Source organism: Shinella sp. S4-D37, from assembly GCF_040812195.1.
Lineage (GTDB): Bacteria > Pseudomonadota > Alphaproteobacteria > Rhizobiales > Rhizobiaceae > Shinella.
The window spans coordinates 3,353,317-3,371,705 of record NZ_JBFNXL010000005.1 but is presented as its reverse complement, the minus strand read 5'-3'; the positions used below and the strand labels follow the sequence as shown (position 1 = coordinate 3,371,705).

The window sequence follows — 18,389 nt, the reverse complement described above, 5'->3', positions numbered from 1 at the left end:
TTCTGCCGTGCATAAGCGGCGCCACGACAACAACGAAAACAGGCCCTCCACCCGCCTGAAGGATATCGCCATGAGCGCATTCAAGCCCCTCGTCTTCTCCGGCGTGCAGCCGACCGGCAACCTCCATCTCGGCAACTATCTCGGCGCGATCCGCAAGTTCGTCGCCCTGCAGGCCGACAACGACTGCATCTATTGCGTCGTCGACCTGCACGCCATCACCGCGCAGCTCGTGCACGAGGACATGCGCGGCCAGATCCGCTCGATCGCCGCGGCCTTCATCGCCTCCGGCATCGATCCGAAGAAGCACATCGTCTTCAACCAGTCCGCCGTGCCGCAGCATGCCGAGCTTGCCTGGATCTTCAACTGCGTCGCGCGTATCGGCTGGATGGAGCGCATGACCCAGTTCAAGGACAAGGCCGGCGGCAAGAATGCCGAGCAGGTCTCGCTGGGCCTGCTCGCCTATCCGAGCCTGATGGCCGCCGACATCCTCGTCTACCGCGCCACCCATGTGCCGGTCGGCGACGATCAGAAGCAGCATCTGGAACTGACCCGCGACATCGCGCAGAAGTTCAACATCGATTTCGGCAGCCACATCCGCAAGGCCGGCACCGGCGTCGACATCGTCGTCGGCGAGGAGCCGGTGCACGCCTATTTCCCGATGGTCGAGCCGCTGATCGGCGGCCCGGCGCCGCGCGTCATGAGCCTGCGCGATGGCACCAAGAAGATGTCGAAGTCGGACGCGTCCGACCTCTCGCGCATCAACCTCACCGACGATGCCGACACGATCTCCAAGAAGATCCGCAAGGCCAAGACCGATCCCGATGCCTTGCCGGGCGAAGTGGAAGGCCTGAAGGGCCGCCCGGAAGCGGAGAACCTCGTCGGCATCTATGCCGCGCTCTCGGACAGGTCCAAGGCGGAGATCCTCGCCGAGTTCGGCGGCCAGCAGTTCTCCGTCTTCAAGCCGGCGCTCATCGACCTTGCGGTCAACGTGCTCTCGCCGATCACGAACGAGATGCGTCGCCTGATGGACGACACGAGCCACATCGACGCCATCCTGCGGGACGGCGGCGAAAGGGCGCGGGCACGGGCCGAAAAAACCATGAAGGAAGTTCGCGACATCATCGGTTTTGTGCAGTAAGGTCGCCGCGAAACACCCCGGACTTGCGCAGCACTGGAAGAAATGAGGCCGTATGGTTTCTCGACGACTTTCCCGCCTTGAAGGCCACCGCCGGAAATTCCTGGCGGTCATCGACGACACGCCGGAATGCCAGCGTGCCGTCCACTATGCGGGAATGCGGGCGAAGAACTCGAACGGCGGCGTCGTCCTGCTCTATGTGATCGCCAACGGCGATTTCCAGCAATGGCTGGGCGTCGAGGAGATCATGCGGGCCGAAGCGCGCGAGGAAGCCGAATCCGTGCTGGCCAAGGCGGCGCAGGCCCTGCGCGAGGCGGTGGGAATCGAGCCGGAAACGGTGATCCGCGAGGGCGTCGCGAGCGAAGAGATCAACGGGCTGATCGAGGAGGACCGAGACGTCGCGATCCTCGTGCTTGCCGCCGGTTCCGCCAAGGAGGGGCCAGGCCCGCTCGTCTCCTCGCTCGCCAGCCGCGGCCAGGCCTTCCCGATCCCGGTGACCGTCATTCCCGATTCGCTGTCCGACGAGGAACTGGACGCACTGAGCTGATCTCCAGTCTTGAAGAGCGGCGCGGAAACGCCTATCTTCTTTTGAATTATTCTAAGTATTCTGGCCCATCGGCAAGCGCCCGGCCGCACGGAGAGAAAGATGTTCATCCAGACCGAAGCGACGCCGAACCCGGCGACCCTGAAATTCCTGCCGGGCAAGGTCGTGCTGGAGACCGGCACGGCCGAATTCCGCGACGAGACGGAAGCGCGCGCGGCCTCGCCGCTGGCCGCCCGCCTCTTCGCCGTCCCCGGCGTCAAGGGCGTGTTCCTCGGCTATGATTTCATCACCGTCACCAAGGACGATGCCGACTGGCAGCACATGAAGCCGGCGATCCTCGGCAACATCATGGAACATTTCATGTCCGGCCAGCCGGTCGTGGCGAGCGGCGCGCTCGGCGGCAGCGAGGACGACGAGGACGAGTTCTTCGACGAGGGCGATGAGACGATCGTCGCCACCATCAAGGAACTGCTCGACAGCCGCGTGCGCCCGGCCGTGGCCCAGGACGGCGGCGACATCACCTTCAAGGGTTTCCGCGACGGCGTCGTCTATCTCAACATGAAGGGCGCCTGCTCCGGGTGCCCGTCCTCCACGGCGACGCTGAAGCACGGCGTGCAGAACCTTCTTCGCCATTTCGTACCGGAAGTGCAGGAAGTTGAAGCCGTCATGTAAGGCCTGCCCCGCAGCGCGCCGGTGCCCGCAATGATCGTCCTTGCGATCGATACGGCGGGCACGGGGTGCCATGCGGCGCTCTATGATCCCTATGAGGACCGGATCCTCGGCGCCGCCGGCGCCGATATCGGCCGCGGCCATGCCGAGCGGCTGATGGAGTTCGTCGATGCGGCGCTCGATGCCGCCGGCCTCACGCTCCGAGATATCGGCCGGATCGTCGTCACCGTCGGCCCCGGCTCCTTCACCGGCATCCGCGTCGGTGTGGCGGCGGCGCGCGGCCTGGCGCTGGCGCTCGGCATTCCCGCCGTCGGCGTTTCCAGCCTGTCGGCGCTCGCGGCCGACCATAGGACTGCCTCCCCCCTGCTGATAGCGATGGATGCGAAGCGGGACGAAGTCTACTGGCAGCGTTTTGCCGCCGACGGCAGCGCACTGTCGTCGCCCGCGATCGCCTCTGTCGAGGCGGTGCGATCGCTTGCGGCGGGGCATGACGGGGCGATTGCCGGCTCGGCGGCCGCGCTCCTGCGCGACGGTGCGGAACCGGGCAGCGACGGCGTCGCCATCGCCACCGTCGCCCGTCTCGGCGCCGGGCTCGATCCCGCCGGCCATCCGCCGAAGCCGCTCTATCTGCGCGGTCCCGATGCCAAGCCGCAGGCGGGTTTCGGGATCAGGAGGGCGTGAGCGCATGTCCCTGACCGATTATTTCACCCGCAAGCCCGCCTTCGATATCTTTCCGCTGGAAACCGCCGATGCCGGCATCGCCGCGGGGCTGCACCGTGCGCGGTTTCCCCAGCCGTGGAACGACGGCGAATTCCACGCGCTCCTGCTGCAGGAGCCGGTCTACGGCTTCCTGGCGCTGAAGGAAGGCGCGCTCGGCCGAATGGCCGGCGGCTTCGTGCTCGCCCGGGCCACGGCCGGGGAAGCGGAGATCCTGACGATCGGCGTCGATGACCGGTTTTCCCGTGCGGGTCTCGGCTGGCGGCTGATGCAGGCGGCCCTGCGCGAGGCGAAGATGCGCGGCGCCGAAGACATTTTCCTGGAGGTCGACGAGGGCAATGTGGCGGCCCGCGGGCTCTATGCCAAGCTCGGCTTTGCCAAGGTCGGCGAGCGCAAGGCCTACTATGTCGCCGCCGACGGCCACCGGTCCACGGCGCTTGTCTTGCGGCTCGATCTTCGCTAGTCCCCTATCGGGGGGCTGAACGAAAGAGGGCTGGATCGCATGTCGGAAGTCGAGAAATCGCTGGAAGAGCTATGTGTCGAGCGCGGCATGCGCATGACCGAGCAGCGCCGCGTGATCGCGCGCGTGCTGGAGGCCTCGGACGATCATCCCGACGTGGAGGAACTCTACCGCCGCTCGTCGGCCGTCGATGCGCGCATTTCCATCTCCACCGTCTACCGCACGGTCAAGCTCTTCGAGGATGCCGGCATCATCGAGCGCCACGATTTCCGCGACGGCCGCTCGCGCTACGAGACGGTGCCGGACGAACACCACGACCACCTGATCGACCTGAAGAGCGGCGAGGTCATCGAGTTCCATTCGCCCGAGATCGAGGCCCTGCAGGAGCGCATCGCCCGCGAGCACGGCTTCAAGCTGGTCGACCATCGCCTCGAACTCTATGGCATTCCGCTCAAGGAGGGCGAGTGAGGCGGATCCCGGCTCCCTTGACTGGCTGCCGGTGACCCGGTGATCGTCCGGCTGCGTCTTGCCGTCGCTTTCCTCGTCCTGGCCGTGGCGACGATCGTCCTGCTGCCCATCCAGCTCGTCGGCCTGCGCTTCGATCTGAAGATCCGCCGCCGCGTGCCGAGGCTCTGGCATCGCGTCGCCTGCTGGGTGCTCGGCCTCAGGGTGCGGGTGCATGGCACGCTGGAGACGAAGCGGCCCTTGATGCTTGCCTCCAACCATGTCTCCTGGAAGGACATCATGGTGCTCGGCTCGGTGGCCGACGTCGCCTATATCGCCAAGTCCGAGGTGCGCGGCTGGCCGGTCTTCGGCCTTCTCGCCCGTCTCCAGGCGACGATCTTCGTCGAGCGCGACCAGCGCCGGAAGGCCGGCGACCAGGCCGACGAGATCGCCCGGCGCATGACGGACGGCGAGATCGTCGTGCTCTTCCCCGAGGGCACGACTTCGGACGGCAACCGTCTCCTGGAGATCAAGACCTCGCTCTTCGGCGCGGCCGCCTCCGCCGTGCCGCATGCGCCTGACGGCGTCGTGTTCATCCAGCCGGTCTCGATCGCCTATACCGGCGTGCACGGCATGGCCATGGGCCGCTTCCACCGACCGCTCGCCGCCTGGCCGGGCGATATCGAACTCCTGCCGCATCTCCTCGCCGTCGCGCGCGAGGGGGCGGTGGATGTGGATGTCGATTTCGGCGAGCGGGTCGACTATTCCGGCGCCAGCAGCCGCAAGGCGGTGAGCCGCACCGTCGAGGCGCGCATCCGCGCCATGCTGGGCGCGCGCCTGCGCGGCAGATAAAGCTTCATTTTTCGGGGCTTTTCCACTAAGGAAGCGGCCATGAGCGAACAGTCCCTTTCCCTGCCCGAAGACCCTCCGGCGACGCCGAACACGCGAAAAGTCTTCGTGAAGACCTACGGCTGTCAGATGAACGTCTATGACAGCGACCGCATGACGGATGCGCTGTCGAAGGATGGCTATCAGGCGACGGACGTCCTGGAAGAGGCCGACCTCGTCCTCCTCAACACCTGCCACATCCGAGAGAAGGCGGCCGAGAAGGTCTATTCCGAACTCGGGCGCCTGCGCGAGATGAAGAAGGCCCGCGCGAAAAACGGCCGCGAGATGGTGATCGGCGTCACCGGCTGCGTCGCCCAGGCGGAAGGCAAGGAGATCCTGCGCCGTGCGCCGGCGGTCGACCTGGTCGTCGGCCCGCAGACCTATCACCGCCTGCCGGACGCGCTGCGCCGGGCCAAGGGCGGCGAGCGCGTGGTCGAGACGGACTATGCCATCGAGGACAAGTTCGAGCACCTGCCCGCGCCGGAGAAGGCGAAGACCCGCGCACGCGGCGTCACCGCCTTCCTGACGGTGCAGGAAGGCTGCGACAAGTTCTGCACCTTCTGCGTGGTGCCCTATACGCGCGGCTCGGAAGTCTCCCGTCCGGTCTCGCAGATCGTCGCGGAGGCCGAACGTCTGGTCGAAGGGGGCGTGCGCGAGATCACGCTGCTCGGCCAGAACGTCAATGCCTGGCACGGCCTCGGCCCGGACGGCGGCGAATGGGGGCTCGGCGACCTCCTTTACCGGCTTGCCGGGATCAAGGGCCTGGCGCGCCTGCGTTATACGACCAGCCATCCGCGCGACATGGACGATCGCCTGATCGAGGCCCACCGCGATCTGCCGGCGCTGATGCCCTACCTGCACCTGCCGGTCCAGTCGGGCTCCGACCGCATCCTGAAGGCGATGAACCGGCGCCACACGGCGGCCGAATATATCGCCCTCATCGCGCGCATCCGCGCCGTCCAGCCGGAACTGGCCATCTCGGGCGACTTCATCGTCGGCTTTCCCGGCGAGACCGACGAGGACTTCGAGGACACGATGCGCCTCATCGAGGCGGTCGGTTATGCACAGGCATTTTCCTTCAAGTATTCCATCCGTCCCGGCACTCCCGGCGCCGACATGGACGGCCATGTCGACGAGGGTGTGAAGGCGGAACGCCTTGAAAGATTGCAGGCTTTGCTCTTCCGGCAGCAGCGCGACTTCGCCCGCGGCTGCGTCGGCAAGGAGATCGACCTGCTCCTGGAGAAGCCCGGCCGCATGCCCGGCCAGCTCGTCGGCCGCTCGCCCTGGCTGCAGCCTGTGAATGTTGATGCAAAAGTGTCGGAAATCGGTGACATTATCCGGGTACGAATCACCGATACCGGGCCCAACAGCCTTTTCGCGGAAGCGATCGGTTGACGGGCGGATCGCAAGGAGCCTGACCGCTTGAACGGACACGAATTGACGACGTCATCGCCGCGCCAGTCGAAGAACGAGACCGACGCCAACCAGTTCGTGCTGACCTTCGAGAACAATCGATACGCAAGCGAGCTCTTCGGTCAGTTCGACCAGAACCTGAAGCTCCTCGAGCAGCGCCTTCATATCGACGCGCGGGCGCGCGGCAATTCCGTTTCCATCTCCGGTGACGTGGTGGCCACCGGCCAGGCCCGCCGGGCGCTGGACTATCTCTATGACCGCCTGCAGAAGGGCGGCTCGATCGAGCTTTCCGACGTGGACGGCGCGATCCGCATGGCGATCGCCGCAGACGACCAGCTCTCCCTGCCGACGATGGAGCGCAAGGCCAAGCTCACCATGTCGCAGATCTCCACCCGCAAGAAGACCATCGCCGCCCGCACGCCGACGCAGGATACCTATATCCGCGCGCTGGAGCGCTCCGAGCTCGTCTTCGGCGTCGGCCCGGCCGGTACGGGCAAGACCTATCTCGCCGTCGCCTATGCCGCCCAGCTCCTGGAGCGCGGCGCGGTCGACCGCATCATCCTGTCGCGCCCGGCCGTGGAAGCCGGCGAGCGCCTCGGCTTCCTGCCCGGCGACATGAAGGAGAAGGTCGACCCCTATCTGCGCCCGCTCTACGACGCGCTCTACGACATGATGCCGGGCGACAAGGTCGAACGGGCGATTACCGCCGGCGTCATCGAGATCGCGCCGCTCGCCTTCATGCGCGGCCGCACGCTGGCGAACGCCGCCGTCATCCTCGACGAGGCGCAGAACACCACCTCGATGCAGATGAAGATGTTCCTGACGCGTCTCGGCGAGAACGGCCGCATGATCGTCACGGGCGATCCGAGTCAGGTCGACCTGCCGCGCGGCGTCAAGTCCGGCCTCGTCGAGGCCCTGCAGATCCTCAAGGGCGTCGAAGGCGTCTCGGTCGTGCGCTTCAAGGATGTCGACGTGGTGCGCCACCCGATGGTCGCCCGCATCGTCCGGGCCTACGAGGCCCAGACCGCTGTGCAGGACGAAAGCGAGCAGATGGACCGCTAAGGCGGTCAGGAAGCAATTCCAGCAAAAGTGTGAAGCGGTTTTGCGTCCGGAATTGCGGAAAAAGAATCCTCATGAGCGAACTCGATATCCAGATCTCCGTCGAAGAGGGCGCCTGGCCCTCCGAAGAGCGCTTGCTCGCCGTCAGCGAGCGGGTGCTTGGCTCGGCCGTGAAATTCCTCCGGCGGGAGGAAGGGCAACCCTTCCCGAAGGCCGGCCCGCCGGAAGTCTCCCTCGTCTTCACCAATGACGCGGCGATCCGCGGCATCAATGCGGAATGGCGCAGCCAGGACAAGCCGACCAATGTCCTGTCCTTCCCGGCCTTCCCGCTGACGCCCGGGAAAATGCCGGGGCCGATGCTCGGCGACATCATTTTCGCCGAGGAAACGCTGACCCGCGAGGCGGCCGATCTCGACAAGACCTTCGACGATCACCTCACGCATCTGATGGTGCATGGATTTCTGCATCTCTTCGGCTATGATCACATGGACGACGAGGAAGCGGAAAAAATGGAGGGGCTGGAGACTCGCATTCTTGCCGAGCTTGGCCTATCTGACCCCTACGGGGATGACCCCGATGAATAGTTTGGACCGATGAGCGACTTTAGAAACCAGTCCGTAGCAACGGAAAAGAGCGAGGCGGACGCCTCAAGTGACGAGGCGGGCAGTAGTAGCAGCGCGCCGAGGCAGGAAAGCGGGGGCCGGACATCATTCTGGTCCCGTGCGACACGGCTTTGGCGCATGACGGGTGCTTCCAGCCTGCGCAAGGACCTTGCCGAGGCCCTTATGACGGAAGAGAGCGGCGGCGAGCCGACCTTCCTGCCCGAAGAGCGGGCTATGCTGCACAACATTCTTCGTTTCCGCGAGGTGCGGGTGGAGGACGTCATGGTGCCGCGCGCCGATATCGAGGCCGTGGACCAGGACATCACGATCGCCGAACTGATGGTTATCTTCGAGGATTCCGGCCGCTCGCGCATGCCGGTCTACAACGAGAGCCTCGACGATCCGCGCGGCATGGTTCACATCCGCGACCTGCTCGCCTATGTCACCAAGCAGGCCCGCAACAAGCGCCGCACCGGCGCAAAGGCCGCGCCTGCCAATGGTGAGAAGCCGGTCCGCACGCCGAAGGCGGAATTCGACCTCGGCCGCGTCGACCTGTCGAAGACCGTCGCCGAAGCCGGCATCATCCGCCAGGTGCTCTTCGTGCCGCCCTCCATGCTCGCCGCCGACCTGATGGCGCGCATGCAGGCCGACCGCACGCAGATGGCCCTCGTCATCGACGAATACGGCGGCACGGACGGCCTCGCCTCGCTGGAAGACATCGTCGAGATGGTCGTCGGCGATATCGAGGACGAGCACGACGACGACGAGGCCATGATCCAGCGCGTCAGCGACGATGTCTTCGTTGCCGATGCCCGCGTCGAGCTGGAGGAACTGGCCGAGGCGATCGGCCCGGACTTCGACATCCGCGAACAGCTGGAAGACGCCGATACGCTCGGCGGCCTGATCTTCGCCTCGCTCGGCCGCATTCCCGTGCGCGGCGAGGTGGTGCAAGCGGTGCCGGGCTTCGAGTTCCACGTCCTCGACGCCGATCCGCGCCGCGTCAAGCGGGTGCGCGTCACCCGCAAGCGCGCCGGCTCCGTCCGCCGCCGCGAGCGCAAGCCGGAAGGCGAGGGGGGAGTTCTCGCCGACCGGCAGAAGCTGCCGGAACATGAGAACAATGGGGCGAACGCGGAGTAGGCGCGGACCCTTCCAGGCAAGGTCTTGCATCCGAAGGGTTACCCCTCAAGAACGCTTGTTGTTTGGAGAAACCCGCCCGGCATATCCCCTTCGCCCCGCTTGCGGGGAGAAGGTGGCCGGCAGGCCGGATGAGGCCAGCGCCCCCGATACACTTACCCTGCCATGACGCGGGACAAGGCGCCGGTTTTTTGGAAGACTGGCGCCGGCTGATTCGGGGACATAAAAAGGGGGCGGCATGGAGCGGCTTGCGGGCACGGTCATGCTCCTGTCTGGGACGAGACGGGCGCTTTTGGCATTTCTTGCGGGCTTGATCGGGGTGCTGGCGCTGCCGCCCTTCGGCTTCTTCGCGGCGCTGTTCGTTTCCTTCACCCTGCTCGTCTGGCTCATCGACGGCGCCAGCGCCGCGCCGGAGGCCGGGTTCCTGCGGCGCCTGGCGCCGGCCTTCCGCATCGGCTGGTTCTTCGGCTTCGGCTATTTCGTCGGCGGGCTCTGGTGGCTCGGCAATGCGCTGCTCGTCGAGGCGGATGCCTTTGCCTGGGCCTTGCCGCTCGCCGTCTTCGGCCTTCCCGCCTTCCTCGCCCTCTACTACGGCCTGGCGGCCGCGCTCGCCCGCCTCCTCTGGTCGGACGGCATGGGCCGCATCGCCGCGCTCGCCCTCGCCTTCGGGGTCGGGGAGTGGCTACGCGGCACGCTGTTCACCGGCTTTCCGTGGAATGCCGTCGGCTATGGCGCCATGCCCGTACCGCTGCTCATGCAATCGTCCGGCATCGTCGGCATTGCCGGCATGAATGCGCTCGGCGTCTTCGTCTTCGCCGCGCCGGCGCTGATCGGAACGCGGCGCGGCCGGGGCCCCGGCCTTGCACTTGCCGCCCTGCTCTTCGCCGCCCATATCGGCTACGGCTACTATGCCCTTCATATCGCGCCGACGCCGGAAGGCGAGGCGACCGTCGTCCGCCTCGTCCAGCCGGTCATCGACCAGGCGATGAAGCTCGACGACAGCGCGCGCGCGCAGATCTTCGAACGTCACCTGGCGCTGAGCGCCGCCAAGCCGGCCGAAGGCGGCAAGCGCCCCGATATCGTCGTGTGGCCGGAAACCTCAATTCCCTTCATCCTCACGGACAATCCCGATGCGCTGGTGCGCATCGCCGCCGTGCTGGAGGACGACCAGGTGCTGATCGCCGGCGCCGTGCGCACCGAAAGCGCCGGTTCCGGCAAGGCGCCGCGCTACTACAATTCCATCTACACCGTCGACGGTCGGGGGCAGATCACCGGCGCGGCCGACAAGGTGCATCTCGTGCCGTTCGGCGAATACATGCCCTTTGCCGATCTCCTCGAAAGCCTCGGCGTCGATGCTGTGGCTATGCCGGGCGGCTTTTCCGCCGCGCGCGAACCCCAGTTGCTGACGGCGCTCGGCAAGGGGCTCTATCCGCTCGTCTGCTACGAGGCGATTTTCCCTGCGGAGATCACCGGGGCCGCCGATGCGGCCGCCGCCCTGCTGAATATCACCAACGATGCCTGGTTCGGCAGGACGCCCGGCCCCTACCAGCATTTCCAGCAGGCACGCCTGCGCGCCGTCGAGCGCGGCCTGCCGCTGATTCGCGCCGCCAACAACGGAATCTCCGCCGTGGTCGATGCCAGGGGGAGGGTGGTCGCGGGCCTTTCCCACGATGTCCCCGGTTTTGTTGACGCAACTTTTCCGGGAAGATTTGCCATTGATAAGTGGGGAAAGTGGCGAAACTGGTCGTTTCTGATCGTCCTTGGCATTCTCTTCGCGGCGGCCGGCATTTCTCGCATTGGTTTTAGAAACAGGACGAATTGACCAAAAACCCCTAAAATAGCATAGTGCATGTCGCCGGTGGTTCTCTTGTATTGTGGAGCCCTTCAGGGTTTGCGCATACAACGTGACGTTAAGTCTTCGTTAAGGCTGCCGGCAAGGTGGGGCCATTTCCGCGCGTTAGGACACATTGATGATGGAAAACAAAAAGAAGCCGAATCCGATTGATATTCACGTCGGCAGCCGGATCCGGCTTCGCAGGACCATGCTCGGCATGAGCCAGGAGAAGCTCGGCGAAAGCCTCGGCATCACCTTCCAGCAGATCCAGAAATACGAGAAGGGTACGAACCGCGTCGGCGCCAGCCGGTTGCAGAACATTTCGAGCATTCTCAACGTGCCGGTCTCCTTCTTCTTCGAGGATGCGCCGGGCGAGCAGGCGGATGCCCAGGCCGGCTTTGCCGAAGCGTCGAGCTCCAACTACGTGGTCGACTTCCTGTCGTCCTCGGAAGGCCTCCAGCTCAACCGGGCCTTCGTCAAGATCGGCGACCCCAAGGTCCGCCGCAAGCTCGTGGACCTCGTCAAGGCACTCGCCGCCGAGGCCGAAACGGAGTGATCTCCGCGTGAGATCGACAAGGAAAAGGCGGTCCTTCGGGGCCGCTTTTCGTTTGCGCGAGGGCCTGAAAAATCTAGGCGGAAACGCCCGCAAAACCGGGACATAAACATATTCTTATGTCCTTCTGTGCTTGTCTTTCCCCTGCGAACTGAATAACAACGTCGAAGTCCATTTTCTTTGAGGGGAATTCCCGCATGCGCAGCAGTTATCTCTTCACCAGCGAGTCCGTCGCCGAGGGTCATCCGGACAAGGTGTGCGACCGCATCTCCGACGAAATCGTCGATCTGGTCTATCGCGAAGCCGTGAAGTCGAAGGTCGATCCGTGGTCGGTCCGTATTGCCTGCGAGACGCTTGCGACGACCAACCGCGTGGTGATCGCCGGTGAAGTGCGCCTGCCGCCGAGCCTCCTGAAGAAGGACAAGGACGGCAACGACGTCATCAATCCCTCAAAGTTCAAGTCCGCCGCCCGCAAGGCGATCCGCGACATCGGCTACGAGCAGGACGGCTTCCACTGGAAGACGGTGAGGATCGACGTGCTCCTGCATTCGCAGTCCGCCGATATCGCCCAGGGCGTGGACAACGCCGCCGACAAGCAGGGCGACGAGGGCGCGGGCGACCAGGGCATCATGTTCGGCTATGCCTGCCGCGAGACCGCGGACCTGATGCCGGCGCCGATCTACTATTCGCACCGTATCCTCGCTCTTCTCGCCGAAGCCCGCAAGAAGGGCGAAGGCGATGCCGGCAAGCTCGGCCCGGATGCCAAGAGCCAGGTGACCGTGCGTTACGTCGACGGCAAGCCGGCCGACGTCGCCTCCATCGTGCTTTCCACGCAGCATCTCGACGATAGCTGGGATTCCAGGAAGGTCCGCCAGGTCGTCGAACCCTATATCCGCGAGGCGCTGCACGACATCGCGATCGCCGAGGATTGCTCCTGGTACATCAACCCGACGGGCAAGTTCGTCATCGGCGGCCCGGACGGCGACGCCGGTCTCACCGGCCGCAAGATCATCGTCGACACCTATGGCGGCGCGGCGCCCCATGGCGGCGGCGCCTTCTCGGGCAAGGATACGACCAAGGTCGACCGTTCCGCCGCCTATGCAGCACGCTACCTCGCCAAGAACGTCGTCGCGGCCGGCGTTGCCGACCGCTGCACGATCCAGCTTTCCTACGCCATCGGCGTCGCCCAGCCGCTCTCGGTCTATGTCGACCTGCACGGCACGGGCAAGGTGAGCGAAGATGCCGTCGAGGATGCGCTCCGCAAGGTCATGGACCTTTCCCCGTCGGGCATCCGCCGCCATCTCGACCTCAACAAGCCGATCTACGCCAAGACGGCCGCCTACGGCCATTTCGGCCGCAAGGCCGGCCGTGACGGCTCGTTCTCCTGGGAGCGCCTCGACCTCGTCAAGGCTCTCAAGGAAGCCCTGAAGAACTGAGGTCGACATGAGCGATGCAGAGCGCCGCAGCCGGGCGAGCGAAGCCTTCTTCGGTCGCCGCAAGGGAAAGCCGCTCCGGGAGCGGCAGGCGCAGCATCTTCAGACCGTGCTGCCGGTGCTGAAGGTCGATCTTGCGACCCCGGCGCCGGCGGACGTCACGACGCTCTACGATTTCTGCCCGAGCCGCATGCGCCTCGAAATCGGTTTCGGCGGCGGCGAGCATCTCATCCACCGCGCGCAGGAAACGCCCGATACCGCCTTCATCGGCGTCGAGCCCTTCGTCAATTCCATGGCGAAGCTGATCGGCAGCATCGAGGAGACGGGCGCGAAGAATATCCGGCTTTATGACGACGATGCGACGGCGCTGCTGGACTGGCTTCCGGCCGCCTCGATCGATCAGATCGACCTGCTCTATCCGGATCCGTGGCCGAAGAAGAAGCACTGGAAGAGGCGGTTCGTCTCGAAGGTCAATCTCGACCGCTTTGCCCGGGTGCTGAAGCCGGGCGGGCTCTTCTGCTTCGCGTCCGACATCGACACCTATGTCAACTGGACGCTTATGCACTGCGGGGTTCATCCCGCTTTCGTGTGGACCGCGGAAAACGCGGTCGACTGGCTGACGCCGTTTGCCGGTTGGCCGGGCACGCGCTACGAGGCGAAGGCCAAGCGCGAGGGCCGCAAGTCGGCCTATCTCACCTTCCGTCGTCTCTGACGGAAGGTCCTTTCGGCATCAGTGCAGGCTGACGGTGCGCAGGTCGTCCTCGGCCGCCTTGTAGAAGGTGCTCGAGCGGTTGTCCGTCAGGAGGATCGGCGTGCCGTCGGCGCCGAACAGCGCCCAGAGGTCCAGGCTCGGGTCGATTTCCGGGGCTTCGGGGAAGACGCGCGAGACTTCGTCGGCCTTCATCTTCCGGATATAGCCGACTTCGCCGGCGCCCAGATGCGCAAGGTCCGCCTTCGAAACGGTGGGGGTTACGGTTTTCAGTCCCATCTTTGCCTCCATGGCAATGCCGGCAGGGCCGGCCACCGGACGTCCATGGCCACCACGGCCCATCGGTACGTCAGGCGATCAGGTTACGCTTGAAACGTTCCGGCGGGTGTTCCCGCAGGAACGGCTCATGATCTAGTCTGATACGGAAATGTTAATTTTCTTTACCATTCGCACAGGCTCGGGCCGCACGAGGTCGACCGCGAGAAGGCCGTTCTTCAACTCCGCGCCGGAGACGCGCATGCCGTCGGCAAGCACGAAGGTGCGCTGGAACTGGCGGGCCGCTATGCCGCGGTAGAGGTAGTCCCGCTCGCCGCTGTCGGTCTGGCGGCCGCGGATGACGAGCTGGTTTTCCTCCGTCGTCACATCGAGTTCGTCTTCGGAAAAGCCCGCGACGGCAAGGGTGATGCGCAGCCGTTCCGGTGCGCCCGTCTCGCCGTTCGGCCGCAGCCGCTCGATATTGTACGGTGGATAGCCATCGTTGCCCTTGGCGATGCGCTCAAGGGTCTTTTCCATGGCATCGAAGCCCAGGAGAAGCGGGCTCGTGAAAGGGGTCATGCGTGACATGCGTCTAGTCCTTGGCTTTCAAGCGACTTTGGCGGGACCCGGTCTCGGCATCCCGATGCCTGCAATATGGGGATTGCCGGTGCGGGGCGCAAGACGCTTGCGAACGGCGATTTCGCAAATATAGTCGCCGCTTCGCCTGCGCACCGCGGGCCAAGAACGCAATTAGCGAGGAAGCGGAGAGGGCATGTCTGAGCCACGGAAAATCATCATCGACACGGATCCCGGCCAGGACGATGCCGCCGCGATCATGCTGGCGCTCGGCAGCCCGGAACTCGACATCCTCGGCATCACCACCGTCGCCGGCAACGTGCCGCTGGCGCGCACCTCCAGCAATGCCCGCATCATCCTGGAATTCTGCTCCCGCACCGACGTCAAGGTCTATGCCGGCGCCGACAGGCCGATCGCCCGCCCGCTGGTCACCGCCGAGCATGTGCACGGCAAGACCGGCCTCGACGGCCCGGAACTGCACGAGCCGCAGATGCCGCTGGAGGCCCTGCACGCCGTGGACTTCATCATCGAGACGCTCCGGCGCGAACCGGCCGGCACGGTGACGCTCTGCACGCTCGGGCCGCTGACCAACATCGCGACCGCGCTCGAAAAGGCACCCGACATTGCCGGCCGTGTGCGCGAACTGGTCATGATGGGCGGCGGCTTCTTCGAGGGCGGCAACATCACGCCGGCCGCCGAATTCAACATCTATGTCGATCCGGAGGCGGCCGCCGCCGTCTTCAAGGCCGGCATCCCGATCGTCATGATGCCGCTCGACGTCACCCACAAGGTGCTGACGCTGAAGAGCCGCGTCGCCCGGCTTCGCGCGATCGGCAGCCGTCCCGCCAAGGCCCTTGTCCAGATGCTGGATTTCTTCGAGCGCTTCGACGTGGAGAAATACGGCTCCGACGGCGGCCCGCTGCACGATCCGACGGTCATCGCCTACCTCCTGAAGCCGGAGCTGTTTGCCGGCCGCGACTGCAATGTCGAGATCGAGACGGCCTCGCCGCTGACGGTGGGCATGACCGTCGTCGACTGGTGGCAGGTCACCGGCCGCAAGCACAATGCGCGGGTGATGAAGGACGTCGATGCCGACGGTTTCTTCGCTCTCCTCGCCGAGCGCGTCGGCCGCCTCTGATGCGTGGTCCCCGCAGCGCCGGACAGGGTGCCGAGGGCCGTTTCCACCAGGAGATGATGGGCCTTTACGACCGATTCGCGGATACCGGCTTCCGCCCGGTCCTGCTGCGTCGCTTCGTGCTGCTCAACGGCGGCGTGGCGGCGGCCAAGGAACTCGTCTTCAAGCCCGGCACGACCGGGTTGGAGCGGCTGCTCGACGCGGGCAAACCGGAGCTTTCCATGGAGGCCCTGATGCTGCGGCCGGAATATCGGAGCCTGTTTTCCGAGCCGGAACTGAAGGAAGCCACGCAACGCCTCGCCAGCCGCTCGCGCTCCCGTGGCCGGTTGCAAGCGCAGCCGACGGAGCGGAAGTAAGTCTCATCAAGCAAAAGGCCGGCGTCACCGCTGGCCTTTTTTCGTTCTTCGGTCCGTCTCAGAACTCTTCCCAGTCGTCCTGCGCGAGCGCCGTATTGCCGGCGACCTGCGGAATGGCGCGGGCGGCCGTGCGCGGGGCCTGGTAGGCGGCGCGCTGCGGCTGCACGTCGCGGCGGATCGCCTGCTGCACCGGCTGGGCGGCCATCGCGGCTGCACCGGCGCGGAAGCGGGCGACGAGCGACTTCAGCGTCTCCGCTTCGTCGTTCAGCGCCATGGAGGCGGCGGTGGTCTCTTCCACCATGGCGGCGTTCTGCTGGGTCACCTGGTCCATCTGGTTGACGGCCGCGTTGATCTCCTTGAGGCCGACGGCCTGTTCGGAGGCGGACGAGGAGATCTGGCGGATGAGGCCGTTGATCTGGATGACCTGGTCGGCGATGTTCTCCAGCGCGCTGCCGGCCTTGCCGACGAGATCGACCCCTTCGCGGACCTGCACCTCGGAGGTGTTGATCAGCGTCTTGATCTCCTTGGCGGCGTTGGCCGAGCGCTGGGCGAGCTCGCGCACTTCCTGGGCGACGACGGCAAAGCCCTTGCCGGCTTCACCCGCACGCGCCGCTTCCACGCCGGCGTTCAGCGCCAGCAGGTTCGTCTGGAAGGCGATATCGTCGATCACGCCGATGATGTTGGAAATTTCGCGCGACGAATGCTCGATGCCGTGCATGGCGTCGATCGCCTTCTGCACCACTTCGCCGGACTTGCTGGCGTCGTTGCTGGCCGTTTCCACCGATTTCGCGGCGACGCGGGCATTGTCCGCGCTGGAATTGACCTGCGAGGTGAGCTCGTCGAGCGCCGCTGCCGTCTCCTCCAGGCTGGCCGCCTGCTGCTCGGTGCGGTGCGAGAGATCGGCCGCGCCCTTGGAGATCTCGCCGGTGCCGCCGCCGATATTACCCACCGAGGCGTTGACCGTCTGGATCGTCTCTTCAAGGCTGGCGATTGCCGAGTTGAAGTCGGTCTTGAGCTTGCCGTACTCGCCCGGGAAATCGCCGGAGAGGCGGAAGGTCAGGTTGCCGGAGGAGAGCTGGGCGAGGCCATCGCCGAGGCGGGCGACGATATCGCGCTGAAGGGCGCCCGCTTCCGTGCGTTCGGCTTCCGAACGGTTGCGCTCGGCTTCGGTCAGCTGGCGCTGGTTGTCGGCTTCGGCTTCCAGGCGCTTGGTGTCGGCGAGCTGGTGGCGGAAGCCTTCCAGCGCCTTGGCGACCGAACCCGTCTCGTCGGCGCGGCTCTGGCCGGCGATCGGCTGGGTGTAGACCCCGCTGCTGAGCGTCGCCACGTCGGCAACGAGGCCGGCGAGGGGTTTTTGCACGAAGAAGCGGACGGCGAAGTAGAGGCCGGCGAGCACGCCGCCGAGAACGATCAGGCCGCCGAGGATCATCAGGCGGGTCTGGGCGTCGACCGGCGCGTTGATCGCGGCGCGCGGCACGTCGACCAGCACGACCCAGGTCGTGTTGATATCGGGCAGCGCAAAGGGATAGACGACGCGGTCGAAGGCGGCCAGTTCGTCGAAGGAGAGGTTTTCGATGTGGCCGGGCTGACCCGTGGCAAGCGAGGACTTGACGACGTCGGCGCCCTGTCCGTCATAGTCCGTCATCAGGAGGTCGGCGTTCGGCGCGACGATCCACTTGCCGGTCTGCGACAGCAGCATGACCCGGCCCTCGCCGAAGGGCTTGAGCTGGCTGAGCTTCTCGTAGAGCGTCTTCAGCGAGACATCGACGCCGGTGACGCCCGCAAGCTTGCCGCCCGGGGCGACCGGAAAGGCGATGGAGGCCATGGTGAAGCCTTCGCCGGTCGAGGTTTCCTTGTAGGGCTGGCTCATGGCGCCCTTGCCGCTGCCGGCGGCCAGCGAGTACCACTCGGCCTTGTAGTCGGATTCGAAGGTGGACAGCGCGATCGAGCCGTCCTTGCGCTTCGTCCAGTAGGGGTTGAACGAGCCGTCCTTGTAGGTGCCGGTCTCCACCTGCTCGGCCGTCTCGCGCGACTTGCCGTCGAAGGCGTTCGGCTCTTCCGCAAACCAGCTTCCGAGCGCGAAACTGTTCTTTTCCGCGTTCGCCTTGATGAGGTCGACGACTTCCTTGCGATCGAAATGCCCGCCCGCAAGGCCCTGCTCCATCACGCCCGCCATGGAGCGCGCGGCGCTGGCGAGCTGGCCGATATCGGTCGCGATGTCGGCGGCGATCGCCTTGGCCTCGGTATTGGCTTCCGAATAGACGAGATCGGCGACGCGGCTCTGCGTCTGGCCGATGAGGACGGTGTTGGAGGTGAGCATGACCAGCGCGATCGTGCCGCCGGTAACCGCGATGAGCTTCGTCGCGAGCGACTTGGCCTGGAACTTGAACATAAAATCCTCACAATGAGAGACGTCCGCGGTGGCACCGCGGAGGGGCACATTCGTTTGCGGGGGGTCTCCATCATGGAGGTC

General features: G+C 65.6%; 20 protein-coding genes. 17 read left to right on the top strand and 3 right to left on the bottom strand.

What is annotated here, in order from left to right:
* Positions 1-70 precede the first annotated feature (70 nt).
* The 15 genes from trpS (at position 71) to trmB (ending at position 13,597) form a co-directional block, all read left to right on the top strand.
* Positions 71-1,138: a tryptophan--tRNA ligase gene (trpS, locus tag AB3G45_RS24030; protein WP_367832930.1), complete on the top strand. Its 1,068-nt coding sequence runs from the start codon at positions 71-73 to the stop codon at positions 1,136-1,138.
* Between the two features lie 52 nt (positions 1,139-1,190).
* Positions 1,191-1,682, top strand: a complete 492-nt coding sequence (locus AB3G45_RS24025; protein ID WP_367832929.1) for a universal stress protein — start codon at positions 1,191-1,193, stop codon at positions 1,680-1,682.
* A gap of 99 nt (positions 1,683-1,781) precedes the next feature.
* Positions 1,782-2,351: a NifU family protein gene (locus AB3G45_RS24020; RefSeq protein ID WP_367832928.1), complete on the top strand. Its 570-nt coding sequence runs from the start codon at positions 1,782-1,784 to the stop codon at positions 2,349-2,351.
* A 30-nt stretch (positions 2,352-2,381) separates the two neighbouring features.
* A complete protein-coding gene (gene tsaB, locus AB3G45_RS24015) occupies positions 2,382-3,029 on the top strand; it encodes a tRNA (adenosine(37)-N6)-threonylcarbamoyltransferase complex dimerization subunit type 1 TsaB (RefSeq protein WP_367832927.1) in 648 nt (215 codons plus the stop codon).
* A 4-nt stretch (positions 3,030-3,033) separates the two neighbouring features.
* Positions 3,034-3,528: a GNAT family N-acetyltransferase gene (locus AB3G45_RS24010; protein WP_367832926.1), complete on the top strand. Its 495-nt coding sequence runs from the start codon at positions 3,034-3,036 to the stop codon at positions 3,526-3,528.
* Positions 3,529-3,567: 39 nt separating this feature from the next.
* Positions 3,568-3,993, top strand: a complete 426-nt coding sequence (locus tag AB3G45_RS24005) for a Fur family transcriptional regulator (RefSeq protein ID WP_367832925.1) — start codon at positions 3,568-3,570, stop codon at positions 3,991-3,993.
* A gap of 39 nt (positions 3,994-4,032) precedes the next feature.
* Entirely contained in the window at positions 4,033-4,821 is a 789-nt protein-coding gene (locus tag AB3G45_RS24000; protein ID WP_367832924.1) for a lysophospholipid acyltransferase family protein, read from the top strand.
* A 39-nt stretch (positions 4,822-4,860) separates the two neighbouring features.
* Positions 4,861-6,252, top strand: a complete 1,392-nt coding sequence (gene miaB / locus AB3G45_RS23995) for a tRNA (N6-isopentenyl adenosine(37)-C2)-methylthiotransferase MiaB (protein ID WP_367832923.1) — start codon at positions 4,861-4,863, stop codon at positions 6,250-6,252.
* A gap of 27 nt (positions 6,253-6,279) precedes the next feature.
* Entirely contained in the window at positions 6,280-7,332 is a 1,053-nt protein-coding gene (locus tag AB3G45_RS23990; RefSeq protein ID WP_367832922.1) for a PhoH family protein, read from the top strand.
* Positions 7,333-7,403: 71 nt separating this feature from the next.
* On the top strand, positions 7,404-7,913 hold the full coding sequence (ybeY, locus tag AB3G45_RS23985) for an rRNA maturation RNase YbeY (protein WP_367832921.1): 510 nt from the start codon (positions 7,404-7,406) through the stop codon (positions 7,911-7,913).
* 9 nt (positions 7,914-7,922) lie between these two features.
* A complete protein-coding gene (locus tag AB3G45_RS23980) occupies positions 7,923-9,068 on the top strand; it encodes a hemolysin family protein (protein WP_367832920.1) in 1,146 nt (381 codons plus the stop codon).
* 235 nt (positions 9,069-9,303) lie between these two features.
* Positions 9,304-10,887, top strand: coding sequence for an apolipoprotein N-acyltransferase (gene lnt / locus AB3G45_RS23975; RefSeq protein WP_367832919.1), 1,584 nt, complete (start codon positions 9,304-9,306; stop codon positions 10,885-10,887).
* Between the two features lie 148 nt (positions 10,888-11,035).
* The gene (locus AB3G45_RS23970; RefSeq protein WP_367832918.1) at positions 11,036-11,455 is read left to right on the top strand and encodes a helix-turn-helix domain-containing protein; all 420 of its coding nucleotides are present in this window, start codon (positions 11,036-11,038) and stop codon (positions 11,453-11,455) included.
* A gap of 194 nt (positions 11,456-11,649) precedes the next feature.
* Positions 11,650-12,888 carry a methionine adenosyltransferase gene (gene metK / locus AB3G45_RS23965; RefSeq protein ID WP_367832917.1) on the top strand — a complete coding sequence of 413 codons (1,239 nt, stop codon included), beginning with the start codon at positions 11,650-11,652 and terminating at the stop codon, positions 12,886-12,888.
* A 7-nt stretch (positions 12,889-12,895) separates the two neighbouring features.
* Positions 12,896-13,597, top strand: coding sequence for a tRNA (guanosine(46)-N7)-methyltransferase TrmB (gene trmB, locus AB3G45_RS23960; protein WP_367832916.1), 702 nt, complete (start codon positions 12,896-12,898; stop codon positions 13,595-13,597).
* 18 nt (positions 13,598-13,615) lie between these two features.
* Here the strand turns inward: trmB and AB3G45_RS23955 are convergent, their stop codons facing one another.
* Together AB3G45_RS23955 and AB3G45_RS23950 are read right to left on the bottom strand one after the other, a co-directional pair.
* Positions 13,616-13,873: a DUF1150 family protein gene (locus AB3G45_RS23955; RefSeq protein WP_064332367.1), complete on the bottom strand. Its 258-nt coding sequence runs from the start codon at positions 13,871-13,873 to the stop codon at positions 13,616-13,618.
* 132 nt (positions 13,874-14,005) lie between these two features.
* Entirely contained in the window at positions 14,006-14,437 is a 432-nt protein-coding gene (locus AB3G45_RS23950) for an Hsp20 family protein (RefSeq protein WP_367832915.1), read from the bottom strand.
* A gap of 184 nt (positions 14,438-14,621) precedes the next feature.
* On the opposite strand from AB3G45_RS23950, the gene AB3G45_RS23945 reads away from it, so the two are divergent.
* Together AB3G45_RS23945 and AB3G45_RS23940 are read left to right on the top strand one after the other, a co-directional pair.
* Positions 14,622-15,563 carry a nucleoside hydrolase gene (locus tag AB3G45_RS23945; RefSeq protein ID WP_367832914.1) on the top strand — a complete coding sequence of 314 codons (942 nt, stop codon included), beginning with the start codon at positions 14,622-14,624 and terminating at the stop codon, positions 15,561-15,563.
* The gene (locus AB3G45_RS23940) at positions 15,563-15,916 is read left to right on the top strand and encodes a hypothetical protein (RefSeq protein ID WP_367832913.1); all 354 of its coding nucleotides are present in this window, start codon (positions 15,563-15,565) and stop codon (positions 15,914-15,916) included. Before AB3G45_RS23945 ends, AB3G45_RS23940 begins: the two co-directional genes overlap by 1 nt.
* Positions 15,917-15,974: 58 nt before the next feature.
* Here AB3G45_RS23940 and AB3G45_RS23935 read toward each other — a convergent pair whose 3' ends face one another.
* Entirely contained in the window at positions 15,975-18,308 is a 2,334-nt protein-coding gene (locus AB3G45_RS23935) for a methyl-accepting chemotaxis protein (RefSeq protein ID WP_367832912.1), read from the bottom strand.
* Positions 18,309-18,389 lie beyond the last annotated feature (81 nt).

Bases quoted from the DNA above. Each gene is read 5' to 3' on its own strand.
- trpS (WP_367832930.1), top strand. From the start codon at position 71: ATGAGCGCATTCAAGCCCCTCGTCTTCTCCGGCGTGCAGCCGACCGGC.
- AB3G45_RS24025 (WP_367832929.1), top strand. From the start codon at position 1,191: ATGGTTTCTCGACGACTTTCCCGCCTTGAAGGCCACCGCCGGAAATTC.
- AB3G45_RS24020 (WP_367832928.1), top strand. From the start codon at position 1,782: ATGTTCATCCAGACCGAAGCGACGCCGAACCCGGCGACCCTGAAATTC.
- tsaB (WP_367832927.1), top strand. From the start codon at position 2,382: ATGATCGTCCTTGCGATCGATACGGCGGGCACGGGGTGCCATGCGGCG.
- AB3G45_RS24010 (WP_367832926.1), top strand. From the start codon at position 3,034: ATGTCCCTGACCGATTATTTCACCCGCAAGCCCGCCTTCGATATCTTT.
- AB3G45_RS24005 (WP_367832925.1), top strand. From the start codon at position 3,568: ATGTCGGAAGTCGAGAAATCGCTGGAAGAGCTATGTGTCGAGCGCGGC.
- miaB (WP_367832923.1), top strand. From the start codon at position 4,861: ATGAGCGAACAGTCCCTTTCCCTGCCCGAAGACCCTCCGGCGACGCCG.
- ybeY (WP_367832921.1), top strand. From the start codon at position 7,404: ATGAGCGAACTCGATATCCAGATCTCCGTCGAAGAGGGCGCCTGGCCC.
- AB3G45_RS23980 (WP_367832920.1), top strand. From the start codon at position 7,923: ATGAGCGACTTTAGAAACCAGTCCGTAGCAACGGAAAAGAGCGAGGCG.
- lnt (WP_367832919.1), top strand. From the start codon at position 9,304: ATGGAGCGGCTTGCGGGCACGGTCATGCTCCTGTCTGGGACGAGACGG.
- AB3G45_RS23970 (WP_367832918.1), top strand. From the start codon at position 11,036: ATGATGGAAAACAAAAAGAAGCCGAATCCGATTGATATTCACGTCGGC.
- metK (WP_367832917.1), top strand. From the start codon at position 11,650: ATGCGCAGCAGTTATCTCTTCACCAGCGAGTCCGTCGCCGAGGGTCAT.
- trmB (WP_367832916.1), top strand. From the start codon at position 12,896: ATGAGCGATGCAGAGCGCCGCAGCCGGGCGAGCGAAGCCTTCTTCGGT.
- AB3G45_RS23955 (WP_064332367.1), bottom strand. From the start codon at position 13,873: ATGGGACTGAAAACCGTAACCCCCACCGTTTCGAAGGCGGACCTTGCG.
- AB3G45_RS23950 (WP_367832915.1), bottom strand. From the start codon at position 14,437: ATGTCACGCATGACCCCTTTCACGAGCCCGCTTCTCCTGGGCTTCGAT.
- AB3G45_RS23945 (WP_367832914.1), top strand. From the start codon at position 14,622: ATGTCTGAGCCACGGAAAATCATCATCGACACGGATCCCGGCCAGGAC.
- AB3G45_RS23940 (WP_367832913.1), top strand. From the start codon at position 15,563: ATGCGTGGTCCCCGCAGCGCCGGACAGGGTGCCGAGGGCCGTTTCCAC.
- AB3G45_RS23935 (WP_367832912.1), bottom strand. From the start codon at position 18,308: ATGTTCAAGTTCCAGGCCAAGTCGCTCGCGACGAAGCTCATCGCGGTT.